Origin of the sequence: Nocardioides sp. YIM B13467 (assembly GCF_042788075.1) — a bacterium.
Classification (GTDB): Bacteria; Actinomycetota; Actinomycetes; order Propionibacteriales; family Nocardioidaceae; genus Nocardioides.
Window position 1 is genome coordinate 2,774,881 of sequence record NZ_JBHZPJ010000046.1, and the last position, 20,671, is coordinate 2,795,551.

The 20,671-nt window shown below is 69.0% G+C and carries 21 protein-coding genes and 1 pseudogene; 7 read left to right on the top strand and 15 right to left on the bottom strand.

Annotated features, from left to right (window positions below):
* Positions 1-39 precede the first annotated feature (39 nt).
* Genes ACFX43_RS20370 through ACFX43_RS20395 form a run of 6 tightly spaced genes read right to left on the bottom strand, consistent with a single transcriptional unit; the run spans position 40 to position 5,742 of the window.
* Complete coding sequence (locus ACFX43_RS20370) at positions 40-1,365, bottom strand: DUF881 domain-containing protein (RefSeq protein WP_378833697.1); 1,326 nt, start codon at positions 1,363-1,365, stop codon at positions 40-42.
* Positions 1,358-1,690 (bottom strand): small basic family protein, encoded by a 333-nt coding sequence (locus tag ACFX43_RS20375; protein ID WP_008359542.1) that lies wholly within the window; start codon positions 1,688-1,690, stop codon positions 1,358-1,360. The genes ACFX43_RS20370 and ACFX43_RS20375 overlap by 8 nt, the downstream gene beginning before the upstream one ends.
* Positions 1,687-2,616 carry a DUF881 domain-containing protein gene (locus ACFX43_RS20380; RefSeq protein ID WP_378833704.1) on the bottom strand — a complete coding sequence of 310 codons (930 nt, stop codon included), beginning with the start codon at positions 2,614-2,616 and terminating at the stop codon, positions 1,687-1,689. Before ACFX43_RS20380 ends, ACFX43_RS20375 begins: the two co-directional genes overlap by 4 nt.
* Positions 2,609-3,298 (bottom strand): CDP-alcohol phosphatidyltransferase family protein, encoded by a 690-nt coding sequence (locus ACFX43_RS20385; protein WP_378833709.1) that lies wholly within the window; start codon positions 3,296-3,298, stop codon positions 2,609-2,611. The genes ACFX43_RS20380 and ACFX43_RS20385 overlap by 8 nt, the downstream gene beginning before the upstream one ends.
* Positions 3,299-3,340: 42 nt before the next feature.
* On the bottom strand, positions 3,341-4,399 hold the full coding sequence (locus tag ACFX43_RS20390; protein ID WP_378833714.1) for a hemolysin family protein: 1,059 nt from the start codon (positions 4,397-4,399) through the stop codon (positions 3,341-3,343).
* A complete protein-coding gene (locus ACFX43_RS20395; RefSeq protein ID WP_378833720.1) occupies positions 4,399-5,742 on the bottom strand; it encodes a hemolysin family protein in 1,344 nt (447 codons plus the stop codon). Before ACFX43_RS20395 ends, ACFX43_RS20390 begins: the two co-directional genes overlap by 1 nt.
* Positions 5,743-6,030: 288 nt before the next feature.
* Here ACFX43_RS20395 and ACFX43_RS20400 point away from each other — a divergent pair, with 288 nt between their 5' ends.
* Complete coding sequence (locus ACFX43_RS20400; RefSeq protein WP_378833724.1) at positions 6,031-7,644, top strand: GMC oxidoreductase; 1,614 nt, start codon at positions 6,031-6,033, stop codon at positions 7,642-7,644.
* A 164-nt stretch (positions 7,645-7,808) separates the two neighbouring features.
* Here the strand turns inward: ACFX43_RS20400 and ACFX43_RS20405 are convergent, their stop codons facing one another.
* From ACFX43_RS20405 to ACFX43_RS20425, 5 genes and pseudogenes are all read right to left on the bottom strand, one after another.
* A complete protein-coding gene (locus tag ACFX43_RS20405; protein WP_378841047.1) occupies positions 7,809-8,000 on the bottom strand; it encodes a DUF1048 domain-containing protein in 192 nt (63 codons plus the stop codon).
* A 31-nt stretch (positions 8,001-8,031) separates the two neighbouring features.
* A pseudogene (locus tag ACFX43_RS20410) lies at positions 8,032-10,362 on the bottom strand (FdhF/YdeP family oxidoreductase); the annotation flags it as partial.
* Positions 10,289-12,898 carry an ABC transporter permease gene (locus tag ACFX43_RS20415; RefSeq protein WP_378833732.1) on the bottom strand — a complete coding sequence of 870 codons (2,610 nt, stop codon included), beginning with the start codon at positions 12,896-12,898 and terminating at the stop codon, positions 10,289-10,291. The pseudogene ACFX43_RS20410 and the gene ACFX43_RS20415, both read right to left, overlap by 74 nt.
* Before the next feature lie 133 nt (positions 12,899-13,031).
* Complete coding sequence (locus tag ACFX43_RS20420) at positions 13,032-13,817, bottom strand: ABC transporter ATP-binding protein (RefSeq protein ID WP_357340661.1); 786 nt, start codon at positions 13,815-13,817, stop codon at positions 13,032-13,034.
* An 80-nt stretch (positions 13,818-13,897) separates the two neighbouring features.
* Complete coding sequence (locus tag ACFX43_RS20425) at positions 13,898-14,392, bottom strand: beta-class carbonic anhydrase (protein WP_378833742.1); 495 nt, start codon at positions 14,390-14,392, stop codon at positions 13,898-13,900.
* Positions 14,393-14,453: 61 nt separating this feature from the next.
* Here ACFX43_RS20425 and ACFX43_RS20430 point away from each other — a divergent pair, with 61 nt between their 5' ends.
* Both ACFX43_RS20430 and ACFX43_RS20435 read left to right on the top strand, forming a co-directional pair.
* A complete protein-coding gene (locus ACFX43_RS20430; RefSeq protein ID WP_378833745.1) occupies positions 14,454-16,475 on the top strand; it encodes a M3 family metallopeptidase in 2,022 nt (673 codons plus the stop codon).
* A gap of 117 nt (positions 16,476-16,592) precedes the next feature.
* Positions 16,593-17,195 carry a dihydrofolate reductase family protein gene (locus ACFX43_RS20435; RefSeq protein ID WP_378833749.1) on the top strand — a complete coding sequence of 201 codons (603 nt, stop codon included), beginning with the start codon at positions 16,593-16,595 and terminating at the stop codon, positions 17,193-17,195.
* A 3-nt stretch (positions 17,196-17,198) separates the two neighbouring features.
* Here ACFX43_RS20435 and ACFX43_RS20440 read toward each other — a convergent pair whose 3' ends face one another.
* Together ACFX43_RS20440 and ACFX43_RS20445 are read right to left on the bottom strand one after the other, a co-directional pair.
* Complete coding sequence (locus tag ACFX43_RS20440) at positions 17,199-17,396, bottom strand: hypothetical protein (RefSeq protein WP_378833753.1); 198 nt, start codon at positions 17,394-17,396, stop codon at positions 17,199-17,201.
* A gap of 65 nt (positions 17,397-17,461) precedes the next feature.
* Positions 17,462-18,037 (bottom strand): hemerythrin domain-containing protein, encoded by a 576-nt coding sequence (locus tag ACFX43_RS20445; RefSeq protein WP_378833761.1) that lies wholly within the window; start codon positions 18,035-18,037, stop codon positions 17,462-17,464.
* 159 nt (positions 18,038-18,196) lie between these two features.
* On the opposite strand from ACFX43_RS20445, the gene ACFX43_RS20450 reads away from it, so the two are divergent.
* The 4 genes from ACFX43_RS20450 (at position 18,197) to ACFX43_RS20465 (ending at position 20,024) form a co-directional block, all read left to right on the top strand.
* The gene (locus ACFX43_RS20450; protein ID WP_378833769.1) at positions 18,197-18,817 is read left to right on the top strand and encodes a response regulator transcription factor; all 621 of its coding nucleotides are present in this window, start codon (positions 18,197-18,199) and stop codon (positions 18,815-18,817) included.
* Between the two features lie 187 nt (positions 18,818-19,004).
* Positions 19,005-19,523, top strand: coding sequence for a sigma-70 family RNA polymerase sigma factor (locus tag ACFX43_RS20455; RefSeq protein WP_378833773.1), 519 nt, complete (start codon positions 19,005-19,007; stop codon positions 19,521-19,523).
* A 29-nt stretch (positions 19,524-19,552) separates the two neighbouring features.
* Positions 19,553-19,684 carry a hypothetical protein gene (locus ACFX43_RS20460; RefSeq protein ID WP_378833777.1) on the top strand — a complete coding sequence of 44 codons (132 nt, stop codon included), beginning with the start codon at positions 19,553-19,555 and terminating at the stop codon, positions 19,682-19,684.
* Between the two features lie 13 nt (positions 19,685-19,697).
* Positions 19,698-20,024 carry a plasmid stabilization protein gene (locus ACFX43_RS20465; protein ID WP_378833781.1) on the top strand — a complete coding sequence of 109 codons (327 nt, stop codon included), beginning with the start codon at positions 19,698-19,700 and terminating at the stop codon, positions 20,022-20,024.
* Positions 20,025-20,152: 128 nt separating this feature from the next.
* Here ACFX43_RS20465 and ACFX43_RS20470 read toward each other — a convergent pair whose 3' ends face one another.
* The gene (locus ACFX43_RS20470; RefSeq protein WP_378833786.1) at positions 20,153-20,422 is read right to left on the bottom strand and encodes a hypothetical protein; all 270 of its coding nucleotides are present in this window, start codon (positions 20,420-20,422) and stop codon (positions 20,153-20,155) included.
* On the bottom strand, positions 20,419-20,643 hold the full coding sequence (locus tag ACFX43_RS20475; RefSeq protein ID WP_378833792.1) for a hypothetical protein: 225 nt from the start codon (positions 20,641-20,643) through the stop codon (positions 20,419-20,421). The genes ACFX43_RS20470 and ACFX43_RS20475 overlap by 4 nt, the downstream gene beginning before the upstream one ends.
* Positions 20,644-20,671 lie beyond the last annotated feature (28 nt).

Sequence of the window (20,671 nt, forward strand, 5' to 3'; positions counted from 1 at the left end):
CCGTTGTCGAAACCCTACTGCGACCCACCGACGAAACGGTCAGCGGGACACGGTGTGAATCGACTCGATGTCGATCTTCTCCTCCGACTCCACCTTTACCTCCGCGCCCTGCTCCTCGAGCTGGTCCTGCGGGCCCTGGTAGAAGTCGATCGCGCCGGCCAGCGTGTCGGGCGGGCCGATCACCTGGAGGCGGTAGGGCGGGCTGATCAGCTCGCCGCCCACGTTGAGTCCCTGGCCAGGCTGGCTGACCTCGATCGAGGACGATGCGACCAGGCGTACGGCCTCGCCGTCGGCCCCCTCGACCTCCATCGCCTCGGCACCGCTCGTACGCAGTTCCTCGATCAGGTCGAGGAGCGCGGTCAGCCGTATCGGGTCGGCGCCGGGGTCGATCTCGATCGTGATGCCCGGACCGCTGACCGGCACCGTCCCGGCGATCACCCGGAGCGTGTCGACCTGGTCCTCGGCACGCTGCAGCGCGGTCTGCTGCTGGAGGGTCTGGTCCTCGAGCTCGTCACGGGTCGCCTCGAGCTCCTCGATCTGCTCCTGGGCCTTCTGCGTCGTGCCGGCCAGGCCGGAGAGGATGTCGATCAGCTCCTGCTCGCGCAGACCGGCGTACGTCGAGTCCTCGGTGTTCGTCTGGACCTGCACCACGGCGGCGTAGCCGAGTACGCAGAGCAGGACCGCCACGGCCACCTGGCCGCGCCGGAAGTGGGTGAGCGCGTCGAAGAGCCGCGCCCGGCCGATCAGCGGCGCAGGCTCCTCCTCGGGCTCATCAGACTCATCGGACTCGTCAGACTCATCGGGCTCATCCGACTCGTCAGGCTCATCGGCCTTCTGGGTCTTCGGCAGCTCCTCGGCTTCGGCGACCTCGTCGGCCTCATCGACCTGCTCGTCTTCAGCCGCGTCCTCGACCTCGTCGGGCTCGGTGCTCTCAGCGGGCTCGTCGGCCTTCTCGACCTCGTCGGCGGCCGGTTCCTCAGCCCCGGCCGACTCGACAGGCTCAGCAGGCTCGACGTCGTCCGCCTTGTCGGTCGACTCGACCGGCTCGTCCTCCGCGACCTCGGTGTCGTCCGATTCCTCGGCCACCGGCTCCTCAGGCTCGTCGACAGCCTCATCGGACTCAGCCTCGTCGGGCGCGTCCGTCTCCGACGGCTCCTCGTTCTCGGCGGCGTCGGTCGTCTCGGCAGACTCCGCCGGTGCCTGCTCAGCAGGCGGCGTACCGACGTCTGAGGCCTCGGGCTTAGCGACGTCCTCGGTCACGGTCTCCTCCGCGGGCACGGCTGGCTTCTTCGCCGGTGCCTTCTTCGCAGGAGTCCGCTTGGCCGGGGTCCGCTTCGCCGGTGGCCTCCTCTTCCGGTCAGGCATGGAAGATGTGCCTCCGGATGGCTGCGACGTTGGTGAAGATGCGGATGCCGAGGACGACGATGACGCCGGTGGACAGCTGGCCGCCGACGCCGAGGCGGTCACCGAGGTAGACGATGCCGGCGGCGATGACGACGTTGCTGATGAACGAGACGACGAAGACCTTGTCGTCGAAGATGCCGTCCATGAACGCGCGCAGCGCGCCGAAGACGGCGTCCAGCGCGGCGACGACGGCGATCGGCAGGTAAGGCGCCAGGCCGACAGGCACCTCGGGCTGGAAGAACAGTCCCAGCACGATGCCGATCACTAGGCCGATGACGGCGATCATTCTTCGCGGTCCCCTTCGCTGTTCTCTTCGGAGTCTTCGTCGGTGTTTTCGGTGGGCTTCTCGGAGCCCTGGGTGCCCTTGTCCTTGGACTTGGCCCCGAGGTGGGTCAACTCCAGCAGATCAGGCGGCGCCGCGGGAAGGGTGAGCCGGTCGATGTTCTCGACGTCGTAGGGCATCCCGTAGTCCTGCGTCGTGGTGTGAATCATCGCGCCGGAGACCGTCTCGGCGAAGCGTGCGGCCAGCGTACGCGTGTCGCCGATGGCCGACACCTCATAGGGCGGCGAGAGCGAGACGTCGTTCATCCGGAGGGTGGCACCGGAGGTGATCACGCCGCTGCGCGGGGTGACCCGTTGGCCGTCGACGGCGACGGCGGTCGCGCCTGCCTGCCACAGTCCGTTGACGATCACGGCGAGATCGTAGTCGCGGACGGTGCCGCCCTCGCTGCCGTCGGCGGCGTTGTCGATCGTGATCCTGATCCCCGAGCCGGTCACCGGAGCGAACCCGGTCTCCTCCGCGGTCGCCGCGGCGGTCGAGGAGGCCGACTCGGCCCGCAGGCCGAGCGCGTTGAGCGCCGCCTCGCGGCTCTGGTTGCTCTCACGCAGCTCGGAGATCTGCTGGTGCAGGTCGGAGATCCGGTCCTGGCGCTGCTCGATGCGGTCGACCAGGACCTGCCTGCTGGTCTGGCGGATGTCCTCGTTGCGGGAGGTCTGCACCGCGGCGGTCGTGGCCAGCAGCGCGAAGAGCCCGACGACCACCATCGCCCACAGGCCGGGCCGGCGACGCCGCGTCGGCTCCTCCCCCGAGGGCTCGCGCCGCTCGGCGGCGGCCATGTAGTCGGAGTCGATCGCCTGGTCGGTGATGCGGTCGAGCAGTGGCTTGGTGACGTAGGCCCGCAGGTCCTCGGAACCGGGGATCTCGTCAGGCACGGGTCGTCCCGCCCTTCTCCAGCGGCGGCGTGGTGGCCATCAGGCGCCGCGCCTCCTGGGCGTAGAGGACCAGGCTCCACCACAGCAGCAGGATCCCCCACAGCGCGAAGGCCCAGCCGAAGGCCTGCGCCACCTGGATGGGCAGGCTCGGCTCCAGGCCGAGGTCGAGGGTCTCGGGGATGTCGTGGCTGAGGTAGAGCAGCGGGAAGGAGGCCAGCATGCAGAAGGCGGCCACCTTGCCGAGGAGATGGACGGGCAGCGTACGCACCCCACGGCTGCGCAGGGCCGGGATCATCGCCAGCAGGCCGACGAGCCGCAGCGGCACCAGCAGCGCGATCGGCCACGGGATCACGTCGATCTGCCAGAGCGCGAGCGTCGCGGCCAGGACGAAGACGGTGTTGGCCACCACGTCGAGAAGCTCGCCCGAGCGGCGGCGGCCCAGCTGCTTGCGGTTCAGCCAGCTGTCGAGCAGGTCGGTGACCACCGCGAGACCGAACGCGGACAGTGCGATCGTGTCGTCCTCGGCGATCATCACCGCCCACAGCATCACCGGCGCGTAGACGAGCCGCAGGATGCTGAGCAGCTTGCCGAGCACGGGCTGGTTGCGGTCGGCCGAGCCCCGCGGTCGCCGCGTGTCCCGGCCATGTTGCAGGCGGGGATCACCGGATCGACGGTTGGGCATCTGCGGGCTCTCCTCTGTCACCAGACGCGGCACGAGCCAACCCTAGTCGGTAGCCGTTGAGTCGTCGGCGTGGGCGGCGTCGCGGATCTCGCCGACCAGCTCCTCGATGACGTCCTCCAGCGTCGCCAGCCCGATGGTGCTGCCGTCCTCACGAACGACTCGGGCCAGGTGCGCACCGCGGCGCTGCAGGGTCTCGAGGGTCTCGTGGAGTGCGTCGTCGGGGGTGACCGTCGCGAACGGGCGGATCCACTTGTTCTGGACGGGCTGCCGGCGGCGTACGTCATCGGGCTCGAGTACGTCCTTGATGTGCAGGTAGCCGACCAGGTCGCCGTTGTCGCCCGCGACCGGGAAGCGGCTGTAGCCGGTCGTGGCGCACACCGCCTCGATGTCGGCACCCGAGGCGCCGCGCGGCACGATCGTCCAGTCGGAGATCGGGATGGTGACCTTGGCGACCGTCTTCTCGGTGAAGCCGAGTGCGCCGGCCAGGCGGCCGTACTCGTCCTCCTCCAGGAGCCCCTCGCCACGGGACTCCTCGACCATGGCGGCCACCTCCGCGCGGGTGAAGGCGGAGCTCACCTCGTCCTTGGGCTCGATGCCGAGCGCGCGGATGCAGACGTTGGCGGCGTAGTTGAAGGCGACGATGATCGGGCGGAGCACGTAGACGACCGCGTAGATGGCCGGACCGAGGACGAGAGCGGCCTTGTCGGGGCCGGCGAGTGCGATGTTCTTCGGCACCATCTCGCCGACCACCACGTGCAGGTAGGTGACCACGAGCATCGCGATCACGAAGGCGACCGGGTGGTGGAACGCCTCGGGCAGCCCGATCAGGTCGAAGCCGGGCTCGAGCAGGTGGGCCAGCGCCGGCTCGGTGATCGCCAGAAGGAGCACCGAGCAGACGGTGATGCCCAGCTGAGCGCCGGCCATCATCAGGCTGATGTTCTCCATCGCGCGCAGAGTGATCCTGGCCATCTGCGAGCCGGCCTGGGCGGCGGGCTCGATCTGGCTGCGCCGGGCCGAGACCAGGGCGAACTCCGAGCCGACGAAGAAGGCGTTGGCGAGCAGCAGCACCAGGCCGAGCACGAGTCCCATAGTGGTGCTCATCAGCCGATCACCTGCATCGAGATCCGGTCGATCCTGCGCCCGTCCATGATCTCCACGGTCAGCTTCACGTACCTCGCGTAGACGTCGTCATCGTCGGAGTCGGGCGGCGGAGTGCCGGGCACCGTCAGCTCGGCGCTCGCTCCCGGCTCGGGAATGCGGCCCAGCAGGCTCAGCATCAGACCGGCGACGGTGTCGTAGTCCTCGCTCTCCGGCAGTGCGACACCGGTGATGTCCTCGACCTCGTCGGGACGCAGTAGGCCGGACAGCGACCAGCCGCCGTCGCGGCGCAGCCGCGCGCGGGCACTGAGCGGGTCGTGCTCGTCTGCGATATCGCCCACGATCTCCTCGATCACGTCCTCGAGGGTGACGATGCCGGCCTGGTCGCCGTACTCGTCGAGCACCACGGCCAGCTGGAACCCCTCGGCGCGCAGCAGCGCCATCAGCGGGTCCAGGCGCAGCGAGTCGGGTACGACCACCGGCGGCACCATCAGGTGCTTGACCTTGGCCGTGGGCCGCTCGTGCACCGGCAGGGCCACGGCCGCCTTGACGTGCACGGTGCCGACCACGGCCTCGTTGTCGTCGAGCACCGGGAAGCGGGAGTTGCCGGTACGCCGGGTGAGCTCGATCAGCGCTTCGGCACGGTCGTTGTGGTCGAGGCTGTGGACGCGTACGCGCGGGGTCATGATCTCCCCCGCCGTGCGGGTGCCGAACTCGACCGAGCGCTCCATCAGCTCGGCGGTGTCGGCGTCGAGGGTGCCCTCGTGGGCGCTGCGCTGGATCAGCGAGGAGAGCTCGGCCGAGCTGCGCGCCGAGCGGAGCTCCTCCTGTGGCTCCATGCCCAGGCGGCGCACGATGGCGTTGGCGGTGCCGTTGAGCACCTTGATCGGGCCGCGCATGAGCCGGGTGAAGGCCCGCATCGGGCCCTGGGTGACGCGCGCCGTCTCCAGGGGCAGGGCCAGCGCGAGGTTCTTGGGGACGAGCTCACCGAAGAGCATCGTGACGATGGTGGAGAGGGTCAGCGCGATGGCCACCGCGACGCCCGCCACCGCACCCTCGGGCAGACCGGAGGCGAGCAGCGGCGCGTCGATCAGCTCGGCGATCGCCGGCTCCGACATCCAGCCGATGCCGAGGTTGGTCACGGTGATGCCGACCTGCGCGCCGGAGAGGTTGCTGGAGAGCTCCTTCATCGCGCGGAGCACGCCTTGGGCGCCCTTGTCGCCCTGCTCGGCGGCCATCTCCACCTGGGAGTGGTCGACCGTGACCAGGGAGAACTCGGCGGCCACGAACACACCACAGGCGGCGACCAGCAGCAGCGCCAGGAGGATGAACAGAACCTCGGTCATCACGCCAACCTCGACGGGTACGGCCGCGAATCACTCAGCGGGCATGGATATTGGCCGGGTTGCGGTCCGTCCATCGGGGTTCAGATCGTCCTTAACTGTTGGAAGTGCGGTCAGCCTACATGGCTGTGGTTGCGCCTCCTGCGTTGCTGTGCCGGGCTCTCCGGGACGTGTCGCGTTCCGGACACAGTTGTCCAGAACGGGGCTATGAACCTTGACACACTTGGCCCGTTCGTCAACTCTTACGCGGCAGTAACCGACGATTCACGAGCCGAGGGAGTCCCCTTGACCATGTCCTCAGCCTCACGACGTACGTTCTTGGCCGGTGCTGCCGGCGCTGCCGGTGCTGCGGCGTCCGGCCTGCTCGCCGGTCCGGCCGGAGCCACCTCGCCCCGCCGCGTACGACTGGTACGGGAGGAGCACCGGGCGGTCGTCATCGGGTCCGGGTTCGGTGGCGGGGTGGCCGCGCTGCGGCTGGCCGAGGCCGGCGTACCTGTCACGGTGCTCGAGCGTGGCCGCCGCTGGCCGACGGGTCCGGACGCGCAGACCTTCCCGACGATCCGCTCGCTCGACAAGCGGGTGCTGTTCCACACCACCGCGCCGGAGGCGCTCAAGCCCCTGCAGAAGTTGCTCGGCACTCCCCTGAACTTCGGCCCGTACGTCGGCCTCCTCGAGCCCGTCCTCGGCCAGAACATGCTGGCCATGTGCGCGGCCGGCGTCGGCGGTGGCTCGCTGGTCTACCAGGGCATGACTCTGCAGCCCTCGGCCGAGGTCTTCAACACCTGGTTCCCGAACGAGCTCGACTACGAGCTCATGGACCGGGTCCACTACCCCCGTGTGGCCAAGATGCTCGGCGCCGCGACCGCGCCCGACGAGCTGATCGCCTCGGACAACTACCGGGTCTCGCGTACGTTCGGCGAGCGCGTGAAGGCCGCCGGTTATGACCTGCGGAAGATCCCGATGCCGATCGACTGGTCCTACGCGCTCGCGGAGCTGCGCGGCGAGATGGCGCCGTCCTACACCAACGGCGACTGCGCCCTCGGCGTCAACAACGGCGGAAAGCACTCCGTCGACGTCACCTACATCGAGCAGGCCGAGGCCACCGGCCTGGTGCAGGTCGCCACCCGTCACAACGTGACGAGCGTGGCCCGGGCCGCCGACGGCCGCTGGGAGGTCCACGTCGACCGCACCAACGACGCCGGCGACGTGGTGGAGCAGAAGATCCTGACCACCCGCGCACTGGTCATGGCGGCCGGCTCGCTCAACACCAGCAAGCTCCTGGTCCGCGCCGCAGCGACCGGCACCATCCCGGACCTTCCCGAGAAGCTCGGCCAGGGCTGGGGCACCAACGGCGACCGGATCTACATGTGGCGCCCCTTCGACGAGAACCTCACCGGCACCCAAGGCGGGCCCGTCGTCTACCAGAGCCAGGACTGGGCCGACCCGACCAGGGCCAACACGGTCATCCAGGCGTCGGTGCCACCACTCCCCCTCGGCCTCGACCTGGGCGCCACGATGCTGGTCGGCTTCGGCGTCAGCGCGGACCGCGGCAGCTTCCGCTACAGCTCGCTGACCGACTCGGTGAGCCTGCGCTTCCCCTTCGGTGGCGACTCGGCGAGCTATCGCGCCATCCACGAACGGGTCTCGAAGATCAGCGGCGGCCTCGGCGCCCTGATCGACACCAACACCATCGTCAACAGCACCTGGCACCCGCTCGGCGGCGCCAACATGGGCACCGTCTGCGATCTCGACGGCCGGGTACAGGGCCAGGACGGCCTCTACGTGCTCGACGGAGCGCTCATCCCCGGCACCACGGGAGCGTGCAACCCGTCGATGACCATCGCCGCCGTCGCCGAACGCGCGATGGACAACATCGTCGCCAAGGACGTCGGGACGGTCATCTGACGGGTGCCGCGTGAAGCCGTTTCGGACTCACCAGGATCTTGCAATGCAAAATTCTGCAGATTTTGCCGAAAGGGGGTGACAACCCCTTAGGTGATGCGGCAACATTGTTCTTGCCCCGCTGGTGACCCGAGACGCCAGCGGGGCTCTTACGTTTTCCCGCCACGTCATGCCAGCTTCTGGGCGACCTCGTTGAGGTTGGCGCGGAGCTTGGTGCGGTAGGCGTCGTGCTGTTCGGGCAGGCGTGCGTCGCAGAACGCCGCCAGGTCGGTCCCGGTGACCTCGATGACCTTGCGGCCGTTGGCGGCCTCGGTCTCGAACAGGTCCAAGACGTCGCGGAGGATCTCGACGATGTCCATGCCGTCGCCGGCGGTGNCGAGGGTCGAGGCGTACGACGACCGACTTCGAGGTCGGGGTGCGGCTGCCGTCGGCGTAGGAGTCGAGCGGGATGAGAACGTTCGTCTCCGGGAAGTACGCCGCGGCGGAGCCGCGCGGGGTGGCGTAGGCGACGACGCGGAACCCCTCGGCGCGGCGTTCGCCGTCGGTCCAGACCGAGACGATGTCGACGGTGTCGCCGTCGGCGATGCCGAGCTCGCGGAGGTCCTCGGGGTTGACGAAGACGACGTGTCGCCCGCCCTTGATGCCGCGGTAGCGGTCGTCGTAGCCGTAGACCGTGGTGTTGAACTGGTCGTGAGAGCGCAGCGTCTGCAACAGCAGGTGTCCCGGGGGAGCCGAGACCGCGGTCAGCGGGTTGGCGGTGACCAGGGCTCGGCCGGTCGCGGTGTTGAAGCTGCGCGAGTCGCGGGGACCGTTGGGCAGGGCGAAGCCGCCGGGTGCCTTCAGCCGGGTCTCGAAGTCCTCGAACCCGGGGATCACCGCGGAGATGTGCCAGCGGATCCGGGAGTAGTCCGAGCCCATCGTTGCCCAGTCGACGCCCTGATCCGAGCCGAACAGCGCCTCGCCGATCGCGCAGACGATGCCGACCTCGCTGCGCAGCTCCTTCGAACCGGGAAGCAGCCGGCCGTAGGAGGCGTGGACCATGCCCATCGAGTCCTCGACGGTGACGTACTGCTCGCGGCCGCCGGTCTCGTCGCGCTCGGTGCGGCCCAGGCAGGGGAGGATCAGGCCCTCGCGGCCGTGGTGGAGGTGGCTGCGGTTGAGCTTGGTCGAGATCTGGACGGTGAGGCCGACGTTGGCCAGGGCGGCCGTGGTGACGGCGGTGTCGGGGGTCGCGGCGGCGAAGTTGCCGCCCAGGGCGAGGAAGACATCGACGGCGCCGTCGCGCATCGCCTCGATGGCAGCGACGACGTCGAAGCCGTCCTCACGGGGCGGTGTGATGCCGAACTCGGCACCGACCGCGTCGAGGAACCACGCCGGCGGCTTCTCCCAGATGCCCATCGTGCGGTCGCCCTGCACGTTGGAGTGGCCGCGGACCGGGCAGGCGCCCGCGCCGGGCTTGCCGATGTTGCCACGCAGCAGCAGGAACGAGGCGATCTCGCGGATCGTGGCGACCGAGTTCTTGTGCTGGGTCAGTCCCATCGCCCAGCACACGATGACGCGCTCGCGGGACTCGACCAGGTCGGTCAGGGACGCGATCTCCTCGCGGGAGATGCCGCTGAGCCGGGTGATGTCGTCCCACTCCATGGCTGCCCAGGCCTGCGCCGCGACCTCGAAGCCGTCGGTGTGCTCCTCGATGAAGGGGTGCGCGATGGCGTCGCGCTCGACGAGCAGCTTGTTGATCCCGGCGAACAGCGCCAGGTCGCCGTTGACCTGCACGGGCACGTGGACGTCGGCGAGCTGGGTGCCGACGCCGGTGACGCCGCGTACGGTCTGGGGGTTGCGGAACCGCCCCATTCCGGCCTCGCGCAGCGGGTTGATCGAGACGACCTTGGCGCCGTTCTCCTTGGCGGACTCGAGCGCGGTCAGCATCCGGGGGTGGTTGGTGCCGGGGTTCTGGCCGACCACGAAGATCAGGTCGGAGTGTTCGGCGAGGTCGTCGTAGGTGACCGTGCCCTTGCCGATGCCGATGACCTCGCCGAGCGCGGTGCCGCTGGACTCATGGCACATGTTGGAGCAGTCGGGCAGGTTGTTGGTGCCGAGCTGGCGGGCGAGCAGCTGGTAGACGAACGCGGCCTCGTTGGACGCCCGGCCGGAGGTGTAGAAGACCGAACGGTCGGGGTCGGTCGCGCGCATGCGGTCGGCGATCAGCGAGATCGCGTCGGACCAGGTGATGGGGGAGTAGTGGGTCTCGCCGGGGGCGACGTACATCGGCTCGGTCAGCCGGCCCTGCGACTCCAGCCAGTGGTCGTCGCGCTCGTTGAGCGAGGCGATCGAGTTGGCCGCGAAGAAGTCGCGGTCGACCCGCTTGCGGGTCGCCTCCCACGCCACCGCCTTGGCGCCGTTCTCGCAGAACTCGGCCGCCTTGCGGTGGTCGGGGTCCGGCCAGGCGCACGAGGGGCAGTCGAAGCCCCCGACCTGGTTGACCTTGAGCAGCGTCTGCAGGCTGCGCTTGGGGCCCATCTCGCGCAGCGCGTACTCCATCGAGTGGGCCACCCCGGGGAGTCCGACCGCGGCTGTCTCCGGCTCGCTGACGCGGAGGGTGGGTTCGGGCAGGTCTACGGAGTGCTCGGTGCTCACCCGAGGCACACTACTCCGACGCGATGGCCTTGAGGACGTCTTCCCTCCCGGCGCGGATGGCCGGGAGGAGCGCGGCCAGGACACCGACGACCACCGCGATCGCCATGAAGACGGCCAGCTGGTCGAGCGGCACCCACAGGCTGGTGAGGTCTTCGCGCAGCGCGTCGCGCAGCAGCACCCCGAAGAGCACCCCGAGGGCGAGCCCGAGGACCGCGCCGAGCACCGCGATCGTCACCGACTCCAGGGTGATCATCCGGCGCAGCTGGCCGCGGGAGAGGCCGATGGCGCGCAGCAGCCCGATCTCGCGGGTGCGCTCGATGACGCTGAGGCCGAGGGTGTTGACGATGCCGATCACGGCGATCACGATCGCCAGTGCGAGCAGGCCGTAGATCATGTAGAGCAGCTGGTTGACCTGCCCCTTGATCGACTCGGCGAACTCGTCCTTGTCCTGCACCGCGACCACCGGCCGGTCCTCGACGAGCTTGTCGAGACGGGCGTGGACGACGGCCGGGTCGGCTCCGCGGGCGAGCATGATGCTCAGCGAGGCGTCCTCGCGCGGCACCTTGGCCGCGACGAGGTCCTCGATGCGTACCGTGATGTCACCGGTGACCTGGGTCCGGGCGATGATCCCGCTGATCTGCGGGCGCTGCTGGCGCCCGCTGACGAAGGTGAGGTCGATGCGGTCGCCGAGCTGCCACTTGTGCTCCTTCGCGGCCTCGTCGGTGACCAGCACCTGGCCGGGCTTGACGTCCTCACTGCCCTCGAGCACGTCGAGGTCGTAGACCTGTGGCAGGTGCTCGTCGACGCCGAAGAGGAACGCGACCTCGTTCTTCTTCGGGTTCTGCAGGTCCACCTTGCCGACGACGGCCTGGGCGATCTGCGAACGGGAGACGGTCGCGACGCCCTCCACCTTCTCCATCTCGTCGCCGATCGAGGTCGGGAACGGGGTGAAGGTCGGGCTCTGCACGACCAGGTCGGGCTTGAACTGCTCCTCGACCACGTCGGAGATGGAGGCGTTCATCGAGGCGGCGAGCACGCCGATCAGGGAGACCAGCGCCAGGCCGATCATCAGCGCCGACGCCGTGGCGCCGGTGCGCCGTGGGTCGCGCATCGCGTTCTGGCCGGCCAGCTTTCCGGTCATCCCGAAGAGCGCCCCCGAGACCGTACGCAGCGCCGCCAGCACAGGGCGGCCCAGGAACGCGCTGATCCAGGCGACCGAGAGGATCGAGATCCCGGCGCCGACGCCCACCCACAGCGCCGGGCTCGTCGGCACGTCGAAGCCGCCGGGAAGAGTGATCTCCGGGACCCCGATCCGTGGCACCGCAGCGATCGCGAGCCCGGCGACAAGAAGGACGAGTCCCACCGACGTACGCAGGATGGTGGATCTGGCCGGAGGCTGGGTGTCCTCGCGCATCGCCGCCACCGGCGGGACCTTTCCGGCCCGGCGGGAGGGGAGCAGGGCCGCGGCGAGCGTGACGCAGACGCCCACGGCGTAGGAGATCCAGATGGTGCGCGGGGTGAGGACGAGGACGTCGGAGGCGATCTCCAGCCCCGCCTGGCGGAAGGCGGCGGCCAGGCCGTGGGCTAGCCCCCAGCCGGCGAGGACGCCGATGGTGGCCGCGACCAGCGACATCACCAGCGCCTCGAAGAGCACCGAGGTGGTGACCTGGCGGCGGGAGGCCCCCAGGGCGCGCAGCAGCGCCAGCTGGCGGGAGCGCTGCGCTATCAGGATCGAGAAGGTGTTGACGATGATGAAGGCGCCGACGATGACCGCGATCACCGCGAAGACGATCAGGAAGACCGAGATCACGTCGAGGAACTCGCCGATCGCGTCCTCGGACTCCTCGACCATCTTGTCGCCGGTGACGGCCTCGAACCCCTTCGGGACCACCGTCTCCGCGGCCTCGACGAGCTCCTTCTGGGAGACCCCGGGGGCGGCCGTCAACGAGATCCCGGAGTAGACGTCCTTGCCGTCGGTGAACAGGCTCTGGGCACCTGCGGTGCTGAAGATCAGCAGCTGTGCCCCAGCGGTGCCGCCGCCGTTGAAGGAGGCGGTGCCGGTGAGGGTGACCTTGCGGCGGGTCTCGCCCTGGGGTGCGATCAGGGTGACGGAGTCTCCCACCTGGTAGCCGGCCTTCTCCGCGGTCGCCTCGTCGAGGACGAGCTCCTTGTCCCCGGTCGGCCAGCTCCCTCGGATGAGCTCGAGCGACGGCTCGCCGAGCAGGTTGGGGGTTCCGGTGTGGTTGAACGCCAGCGTCGGCGCACCCGAGCTGCTGACCAGCTTGTCGTCGGTGTCGAGCACGTAGAGCCCCGCGCCCTGGACGACGCCGTCGGCGCGGGCGACCTCCGGCAGCGTACGCAGCTTCTCGATGGCCGCCGGTGCCAGCGTGGCCGCGCCGCCACTGCCGGGGCGGCTGGCCTCGGCCGAGCTCGCGCTGTTGGCCGGGCGTACCTGCCCGTCGGGCGTGGAGCCGTTGATGATCCCGGAGAAGGTGCGGTCGAGCCCGTGCGAGAAGGTGAGTACGCCAGCCAGGAACGCCACGCCCAGGACGATCGCGAGCGTCGACATGAGCAGGCGCACCTTGTGCGCGGCGAGGTTGCGCAGCGTCAGCCGGAGCACGCCGCCACCTCCCCGCTTCGCGGGGTCACTCCCTCGCTCGACCTCGCTCCGGTCGTCGCCGTTGCGCAAGCGCCAGAGTACGGACGTGGCGGCGTGCCGATTGTTTGCTTCACTCGCTGACGCTCGTTCACCCTCAGGCGCCTTCGCCGATCGGAGCCAGGCCCATCGCCCGCGCCTGCAGGTCGGCCATGTGGGCCAGGATCTCCTCGCGGCTCGGCTTGGCCAGCTCGTCGACGACGCGCCCGTCGGCCAGGAAGATCACCCGGTCGCAGTAGGAGGCGGCGACCGGGTCGTGGGAGACCATGACGATGGTCTGGCCCAGGTCGTCGACGCTGTGGCGCAGGAAGTCGAGCACCTGGGCGGCGGAGGTGGAGTCGAGATTGCCGGTCGGCTCGTCGGCGAAGACGATGTCGGGCTTGGAGACCAGCGCCCGGGCACAGGCGACCCGCTGCTGCTGTCCGCCGGAGAGCTCGCTCGGCTTGTGAGAGAGCCGCGGCCGCAGGTCGACCGTGTCGATGACCTGGTCGAACCACCCCGGGTCCGGCTTCTTCCGGGCCAGCGAGAGCGGCAGCAGGATGTTCTCCTGCGCGGTCAGCGTCGGCACCAGGTTGAACGCCTGGAAGACGAACCCGATCTTGTCGCGCCGCAGCGAGGTGAGGCGGCGGTCGCGCAGCTTGCCGAGCTTGCGGCCGCCGACGATCACCTCGCCCGTCGTAGGCTTGTCGAGCGCGGCCAGGCAGTGCATCAGCGTCGACTTGCCCGAGCCCGAAGGACCCATGATCGCGGTGAACTGCCCCGCGTAGAGGTCCAGGCTCACGCCGTCGAGCGCGCGGACCTCTGCGGCGCCCTTGCCGTAGGTCTTGTGCAGGTCGATCGCCTGGGCGGCGATCTCACGCTGTGCCGGTTCTGTGAGGCTCACGCCTCAACTCTTGCCTACAGGTGGTTGGGGCGCATGCCATTTCAGGGGTAGATCTCGACCCGCTTCGCGGGTGCGCGGCGTCAGATCTTCTGGTTGAGCAGACCCGTGTCGACGTCGTAGATGAATCCGCCGACCTTGACGTCCTCGGGGACGAACGGGTGCGAGCGGACCTTGGCGACGTCCTCGGCGAGCGCGCGGACCTGGTCGTCGACGACGTGCAGATGGAGCCAGGACGCGTCCTGACCGGCGGACTCGGCGAGCTTGGCACGCAGCTCGGCCTCGGTGTTGGAGGCGACCGCACAGCGGGTGTGGGGCACGATCAGGATGCGCTTGACGTTGAGGAGGTGCACGCCGAGCACCAGTGCCTCCATCGCCTGCGGGGTCACCCGGCCACCGGGGTTGCGGAAGATCTTGGCGTCCCCGAGGCTCAGTCCCAGCATGGCCAGCGGCTCGATGCGGGAGTCCATGCAGGTCACGATCGCTACTCCGGCGTGGGCGACACCGTCGAAGCCGCCGGTGTCGAACGTGTCGGCGTAGGTCTGGTTCGCGGCAAGCAGGTCATCGAAATCGGCCATGACGCCAAGGTAGCCGATATCCGCGGGCCGTCCGCGGGCTGTTTCAGATAGCGTGCGCGATGTGATCGACGCCCTACTCGAGCCCAGTGACCTGCCCCACCGCCTGCCCCGTTTCGCGGACATCTCGATCGAGGACTACGGCCCGGCGATCGAGCAGGGGATGGCCGAGCAGCTGGCCGCACTCACCGCGATCACGTCCTCCACCGAGGAGCCGACGTTCGAGAACACCTTGGTCGCCCTGGAGCGGTCCGGCGAGCGGCTGGACCGGGTCCTACGGGTCTTCTTCTCGCTGCTCTCCGCGGACTCCGACGACGATCTGGAGGAGCTCCATGCTGCGTACGCTCCGCGGCTTGCGGCCCACCACGACGCGCTGCTCCTCGACGACGCGCTCTTCGCCCGGGTGAACGCGGTCTATGAGAAGCGGGCCGAGCTGGAGGGCGAGGACCGCTATCTGGTCGAGCGCTACCACCGCGACTTCGTGCTCGCCGGTGCTGCCCTGGGGTCCGCGGAGAAGGCACGGCTGCGAGAGCTCAACCAGGAGATCTCCGGCCTGGAAGCGGCGTTCGGGCAGGCGGCGCAGGCCGACTCCAACGACCTCGCCGTGGTCGTGGACACCGTCGAGGAGCTCGCCGGGCTGACCCCGGGGGAGATCTCCGCGGCTGCGGCGGCTGCCGAGGGCAGGGGGCTGGCGGGCAAGTTCCTGATCACGCTGACCCTGTTCACCGCCCACCCCTACCTGTCGGTGCTGGAGAACCGCGAGCTTCGTCAGCGGCTGTTCGAGGCACAGCTCGCCCGCGGCTCGCGTGGCAACGCCAACGACACCCGCGCCATCGCGCTCGACGCGCTGCGGCTGCGGGCGGAGAAGGCGCAGCTGCTCGGCTTCGACAGCTACGCCGGGCTGGTGACCGCCGACAATACGGCCGGCACGCCGAAGGCCGTCCGCGACATGCTGGAGCGGCTGGCTGCGCCGGCGGCTCGCAACGCGCGGGCCGAGCAGGCCGCCCTCGAGGCGTCGGCGGGTGGGCCGATCGAGGCCTGGGACTGGCCCTTCTACGCGGAGAAGGTCCGGGTCTCGGAGTACGACGTCGACCTGGCCGTCCTGCGGCCGTGGTTCGAGGCCGACCGCGTGCTTCGCGACGGCGTCTTCTTCGCCGCCGGCCGGCTCTACGGGCTGACTTTCGAGGAGCGCCCCGACCTGCAGGGCTACCACCCCGAGGTACGCGTCTTCGAGGTCTCCCGCGACGGCGAGCCGATCGGGCTCTTCCTGCTCGACCTCTACACCCGGGACTCGAAGAAGGGCGGTGCGTGGATGAACTCCTACGTCACCGCCAACACGCTGCTGGGTGAGCCGTCGGCGGTCGTGACCAACAACCTCAACGTGCCCAAGCCGGCGCCGGGGGAGCCGACGCTGCTCACGTTCGACCAGGTCAACACGCTCTTCCACGAGTTCGGGCACGCGCTCCACGGGCTGCTGGCGCGGGCGACCTACCCGCGGTTCGCGGCGACGTCGGTCTACCGCGACTTCGTCGAGTACCCGTCCCAGGTCAATGAGATGTGGATGCTGTGGCCCGAGGTGCTCGCCAACTACGCCGTGCATCACGAGACCGGTGAGCCGATCCCGGCCGACGTGCTCGGCAAGCTCGAGGCGTCCGCCACGTTCAACGAGGGGTTCGCAACCTCCGAATACCTGGCCGCCGCGCTCATCGACCTGGCCTGGCACGAGCTCGGCCCGGCCGATGTGCCGACCTCGCGGGAGGCGGTCGAGGAGTTCGAGGCGGCCGCGCTCTCGGCGGTCGGCCTGGACAACCCGGCGGTGCGGCCCCGCTACTACACGGCGTACTTCAAGCACATCTTCGGCGGCTACGCCTCGGCCTACTACTCCTACATCTGGTCCGAGGTCCTCGACGCCGACACGGTCGCGTGGTTCAAGGAGAACGGTGGCCTGACCAGGGAGAACGGCGAGGCGTACGTCCGCTATGTGATCGGCATCGGCGGCACCCGGGACCCGCTGGAGTCCTATGCGGAGTGGCGCGGCCGCCCGGCCCCGATCGCTCCGCTGCTGGAGCGTCGCGGCCTCGCCTGAGGCGCTCGGATCACGTCAAGCGGCGCCATTTGTCAACCAGTTGGTTGACAAATGGCGCTGCTTCGCGCTTTCCTGGTAGTCAACCAATCGGTTTACTAACAGAGAGTGGTGGGGACGATGACGGTGATCATGCAGGCGGTGGTGTCGGTCGACGGGTTCATCGGCTACGAGGACGACATGCCGGGGCACCTGTTCGACTGGTACAACAACGGCGACGTCGAGGTGCTCGGCGGGGCCGGACGGATCTCCAAGGCGTCGTGGGACTACGTACGCGACTTCTGGGAGACGTCGACGACGATGGTGATCGGGCGCCATCTCTTCGACATCACCAATGGCTGGGAGGGCAAGCCACCGACCGGCGACCATGTGGTGGTCGTCAGCCACCGGCCCAAGCCGGAGGGGTGGCACCCCGAGGCCAGCTACCACTTCGAGACCTCGGTCGAGGCGGGCATAGCCAAGGCGAAGGAGCTGGCCGGCGGCACCCCGATCGGCCTGTGCGCCGGCGAGGTGGCGGGTCAGGCGCTCGCTGCCGGGCTGGTGGACGAGATCCAGCTCGATGTCGCACCGTTGCTCATCGGCAGGGGAAAGCCGTTCTTCGGGACGTACGCATCTTCGGTGCTGCTCAGTGATCCCGAGGTGGTCCAGGGCGACCGGGTGACGCATCTGCGATACCGCGTCGAGGGCCCGGCCGACCCTGGCCACTCGGCCTGGAACGCCTGAGGATCAGCGATCCCGCGGATCCGCGGGACCTGCCCAGCTGGACTGCGGGTCGCTGGCGGGGAAGGTCTCTTCCTCGGTCTCGTCCTGGCGATCACGCTCGGCGTCTTCCTCCTCGACCCGCTCCGGGGTTGGGAAGGGGATCGGGGACTCGGTGCTCTCGTCGGCGCCGGTCACGGGGTCTTGGGTTTCCTTCTCGACCATGGTTCTGCTCCCATCTGAAGAATTCGATGATGTCGTCGGTGCCGCTCAGTACCCACTGTGCCACGTCACGAACGGCTCATCGCGTCCCTGACTCGGTCCACGATCGAGTGGAACGGCATCGTGGCCAGCTGCTTGGGCACCGATCCGGCGGAGCCGGGGTGAGGGTGGGTCGGTGCGACGAGCTCGGCCGCTGACAGCCGCTTGCCCATCATGTGCCGGGACGTCTCGTCGAGCTGGCCGAGAAGCAACGGGAACTCGACCCGCTCCTCCTCCTCGGTGTGCTGCTCGACCGCGATCTGGAAGATCGGAAAGATCTCATCGAACTCCGGGCCGTCGACGCCGACCTGCTCGAGCCGGGCCAGCATCTCGGCGACCTCCTTCTCGTCGGCGCTGAGCGCCTTGGCGAGCGTCTCGGAGCCATGGGTCGAGGTGACCGTGTGGACGACGATCTGCTCGGCGGTCTCGTGCACCGCGAGCAGGACCCGGAGGTCGTCGAACGCCTGGCGTCTGGCCGGGCCCTCGGAGCTCCCCACCGTCGCGCAGAGCTGCCGGATGCCGGCGTGCTGCTGCAGCAGCATCCTCACCACGTCGCCCTGGGGTAGCTCGGAGGCCTTCTTGAGGTCTTCGGTCACGTGGGACATGGGCTGCTCCTGTCTCAGGGTCTGCGTGGACATCCGCCCTGGTACCCACGGCGTGTTCTGCCCATACGCCTGTCCAACTGACCACCGATCTGAGAAGGTTCAAGCATGATGAGGACGGGGGTGGTGCGGGTCGCGGTTGTCAGTCCGCAGGAGGTTGTCATGCGGGGGCTCATCAGCATGCTCGCGGACTATCCGGACCGGTTGGTCGTGACCGCTCTTTCGTCCGTACGCGGCCGGGCGCCGGGCGTCGATGTCATCCTCTACGACACCCTCGGTCTGCACCTGACCGACGGCTCCGACCTCAGGCATCTGCTGCACGAGACCGATGCCAACGTGTTGATCTTCAGCCGCGACATGCGCCCCGATCTGCGCGCGAAGGCCTACTCGCTCGGGGCGAAGGCTTGGGTCTCGATGAGCGTGCACGCCGGAGACCTCGTACGTAGTATCGAGCTCACCGCCGTCGGCAAGCCGATCGGCGAACAGGAGGACCGGCTCGGCACCGTCGCCGGACTCACCACCCGGGAGGTCGAGGTGATCGCGCTGATCGCCCAGGGCCTCTCCAACAACGAGATCGCCGCCAAGCTCGTCTTGAGCGTGAACACGCTCAAGAGCCACATCCGGCAGGCCTACCGCAAGATCGAGGTCACCACCCGCAGCCAGGCGGTCAGCTGGGCGATCACCCACGGTTTCGCCCCGCCCGACGAGAATTCTGTGGAGTCGGGCGCATCCGTGGGTGCCCGGATGGTTACCGAGGCGGTGTCGACAGAGCAATCAGGGTGACTTCCGCGTGCATTGGGTTGACACCACGGTGCGCTGTCGGTGCCGCGGTCTCGGCAACGGACCCGGGGCCGCGGTTCTAACCCTCAGGGGTGAGCGTGTTGTCTGCTGTGGGGGTTGAGCTCACCCCTGAGGGCCATTTCGCTTCCGAAACCGGTGATCTGGCCGGTCGGCGCGACAGACTCGGGTCATGGACATGACACAGGATTCAACGCTCCGGGCTGACCTGGTCGTACGCCACCTGCCGGTGGCACGCTCCCTGGCCGCCCGCTACGCGGGCCGAGGTATCGAGATCGACGACCTCCGCCAGGCCGCGAGGATGGGGCTGGTGAAGGCCGCGCGCCGCTACGACCCCTCGCAGGGCGAGTTCTTGAGCTATGCCGTCACGGTCGCCAACGGCGAGATGCGTCACTGCTTCCGCGAGCAGGCCCGCGGAGTGCGTACGGAGCGCCTTGACGACGACACCGAGAGGCCGCTCTCGGAGCGGCTGGGCGCCCTCGACCCGGGCTTCGAACGCGCGGAGGCGCGGGTCATCGTCGAGGAGGCGCTCGACCAGCTCGACGAGGCAGACCGGACGATCGTGCGGCTGCGCTTCGTCGACGGCCTCAGCCAGGCCGAGATCGGCGAGAAGATAGGCGCGACCCAGGCCCAGGTCTCCCGGGCCCTCGCCCGGATCATCCGCCGCATGCGGGTGGTCGTCGCCGCGTAGTCCGGGTGGGTGCTGGGTACCGGACACCCATGAGCACCCCAGTAGTCATCTTCGTCGTGATCGGCGCGATCGTCGTCCTGGTCGGCATCGCCGCCTGGCTCTATGACGCCAAGCGGAGCAAGCAGGTCGCCGACGACGACGAGCGCGCCGATCAACCGTGAAAGAGGAGTTGAGATGCCGCAACGTGCCTGGAGCAAGAAGCGAGAACGACAGTACGAGCACATCAAGGAAGGCCTGCTCGACCGCGGTGAGAACGAGGACACCGCCGAGGAGATCGCGGCTCGTACGGTGAACAAGGAGCGCGCCCGTGGGGGAGAGTCCCGCGAAAGCAGCCGCACCTCGACCAACGACATCTCCTCAGGCCGCCGCGGTGGCTTACGCAGCCACCGCGGCTCGGGTGGGAGGACCAAGGCCCAGCTGTACGAGGAGGCCAAGGACAAGAACGTCAAGGGACGTTCGAAGATGAGCAAGGCCGAGCTCGAGAAGGCGGTTGGGCGCTAGCTTCAGTTGGCGCGTGGCCCTGTGGCCGCCGACTCGGCCAAGCGACTCGGCCAAACATTTGCCGCCGGCCCTTCCGTGAGGAAAGGGCCGGCGGCAAAGCATTCCCAAGAGCCAGCAGCGGCAAGGGGCTAGGGATGCGGCCGAGAGACGTAAGCCGTCGACGTGCGGTCGATGACGTCGTCACCGGTCTCCGGCGGCTGGGTGGTAGGAGCTCGGTGGTCGCCGGCCCGTCCCAGTGGGAGGGACTCGGTCATGATGCCGATCCGCTCGCGGGCCAGGCCGACGGTCACACCGGCTCCGTCACGTAGCTTCTCGTACGTCGCAGCGGGGTAGCGGCCGACGATGTAGCCGGCTACGCCACCCAGCGCGAAGGTGAAGAGGTTTCGTTTGGTCCTCACTTCTTCTTGCCTCCCCTGATGCGTCGCAGCACCGCGTCGGTGCCCTTCTTGCGTACGACGGTGGTGGCGACGGCCATCACGATCGGGACCAGGACTGCGGCGGCAGCCGTGATCCGCTTGCCCCAGGACGATTCCTGCCACTTGGTCTTGGGCGTCGTGCCGTTCCACAGCGTGCGCTGAGGGGTGTCGGTGCGTTCGCCGGTGATCGTTGAGTACGTCATGCCAGATCTCCTTGTGTCGGGGTCGGCT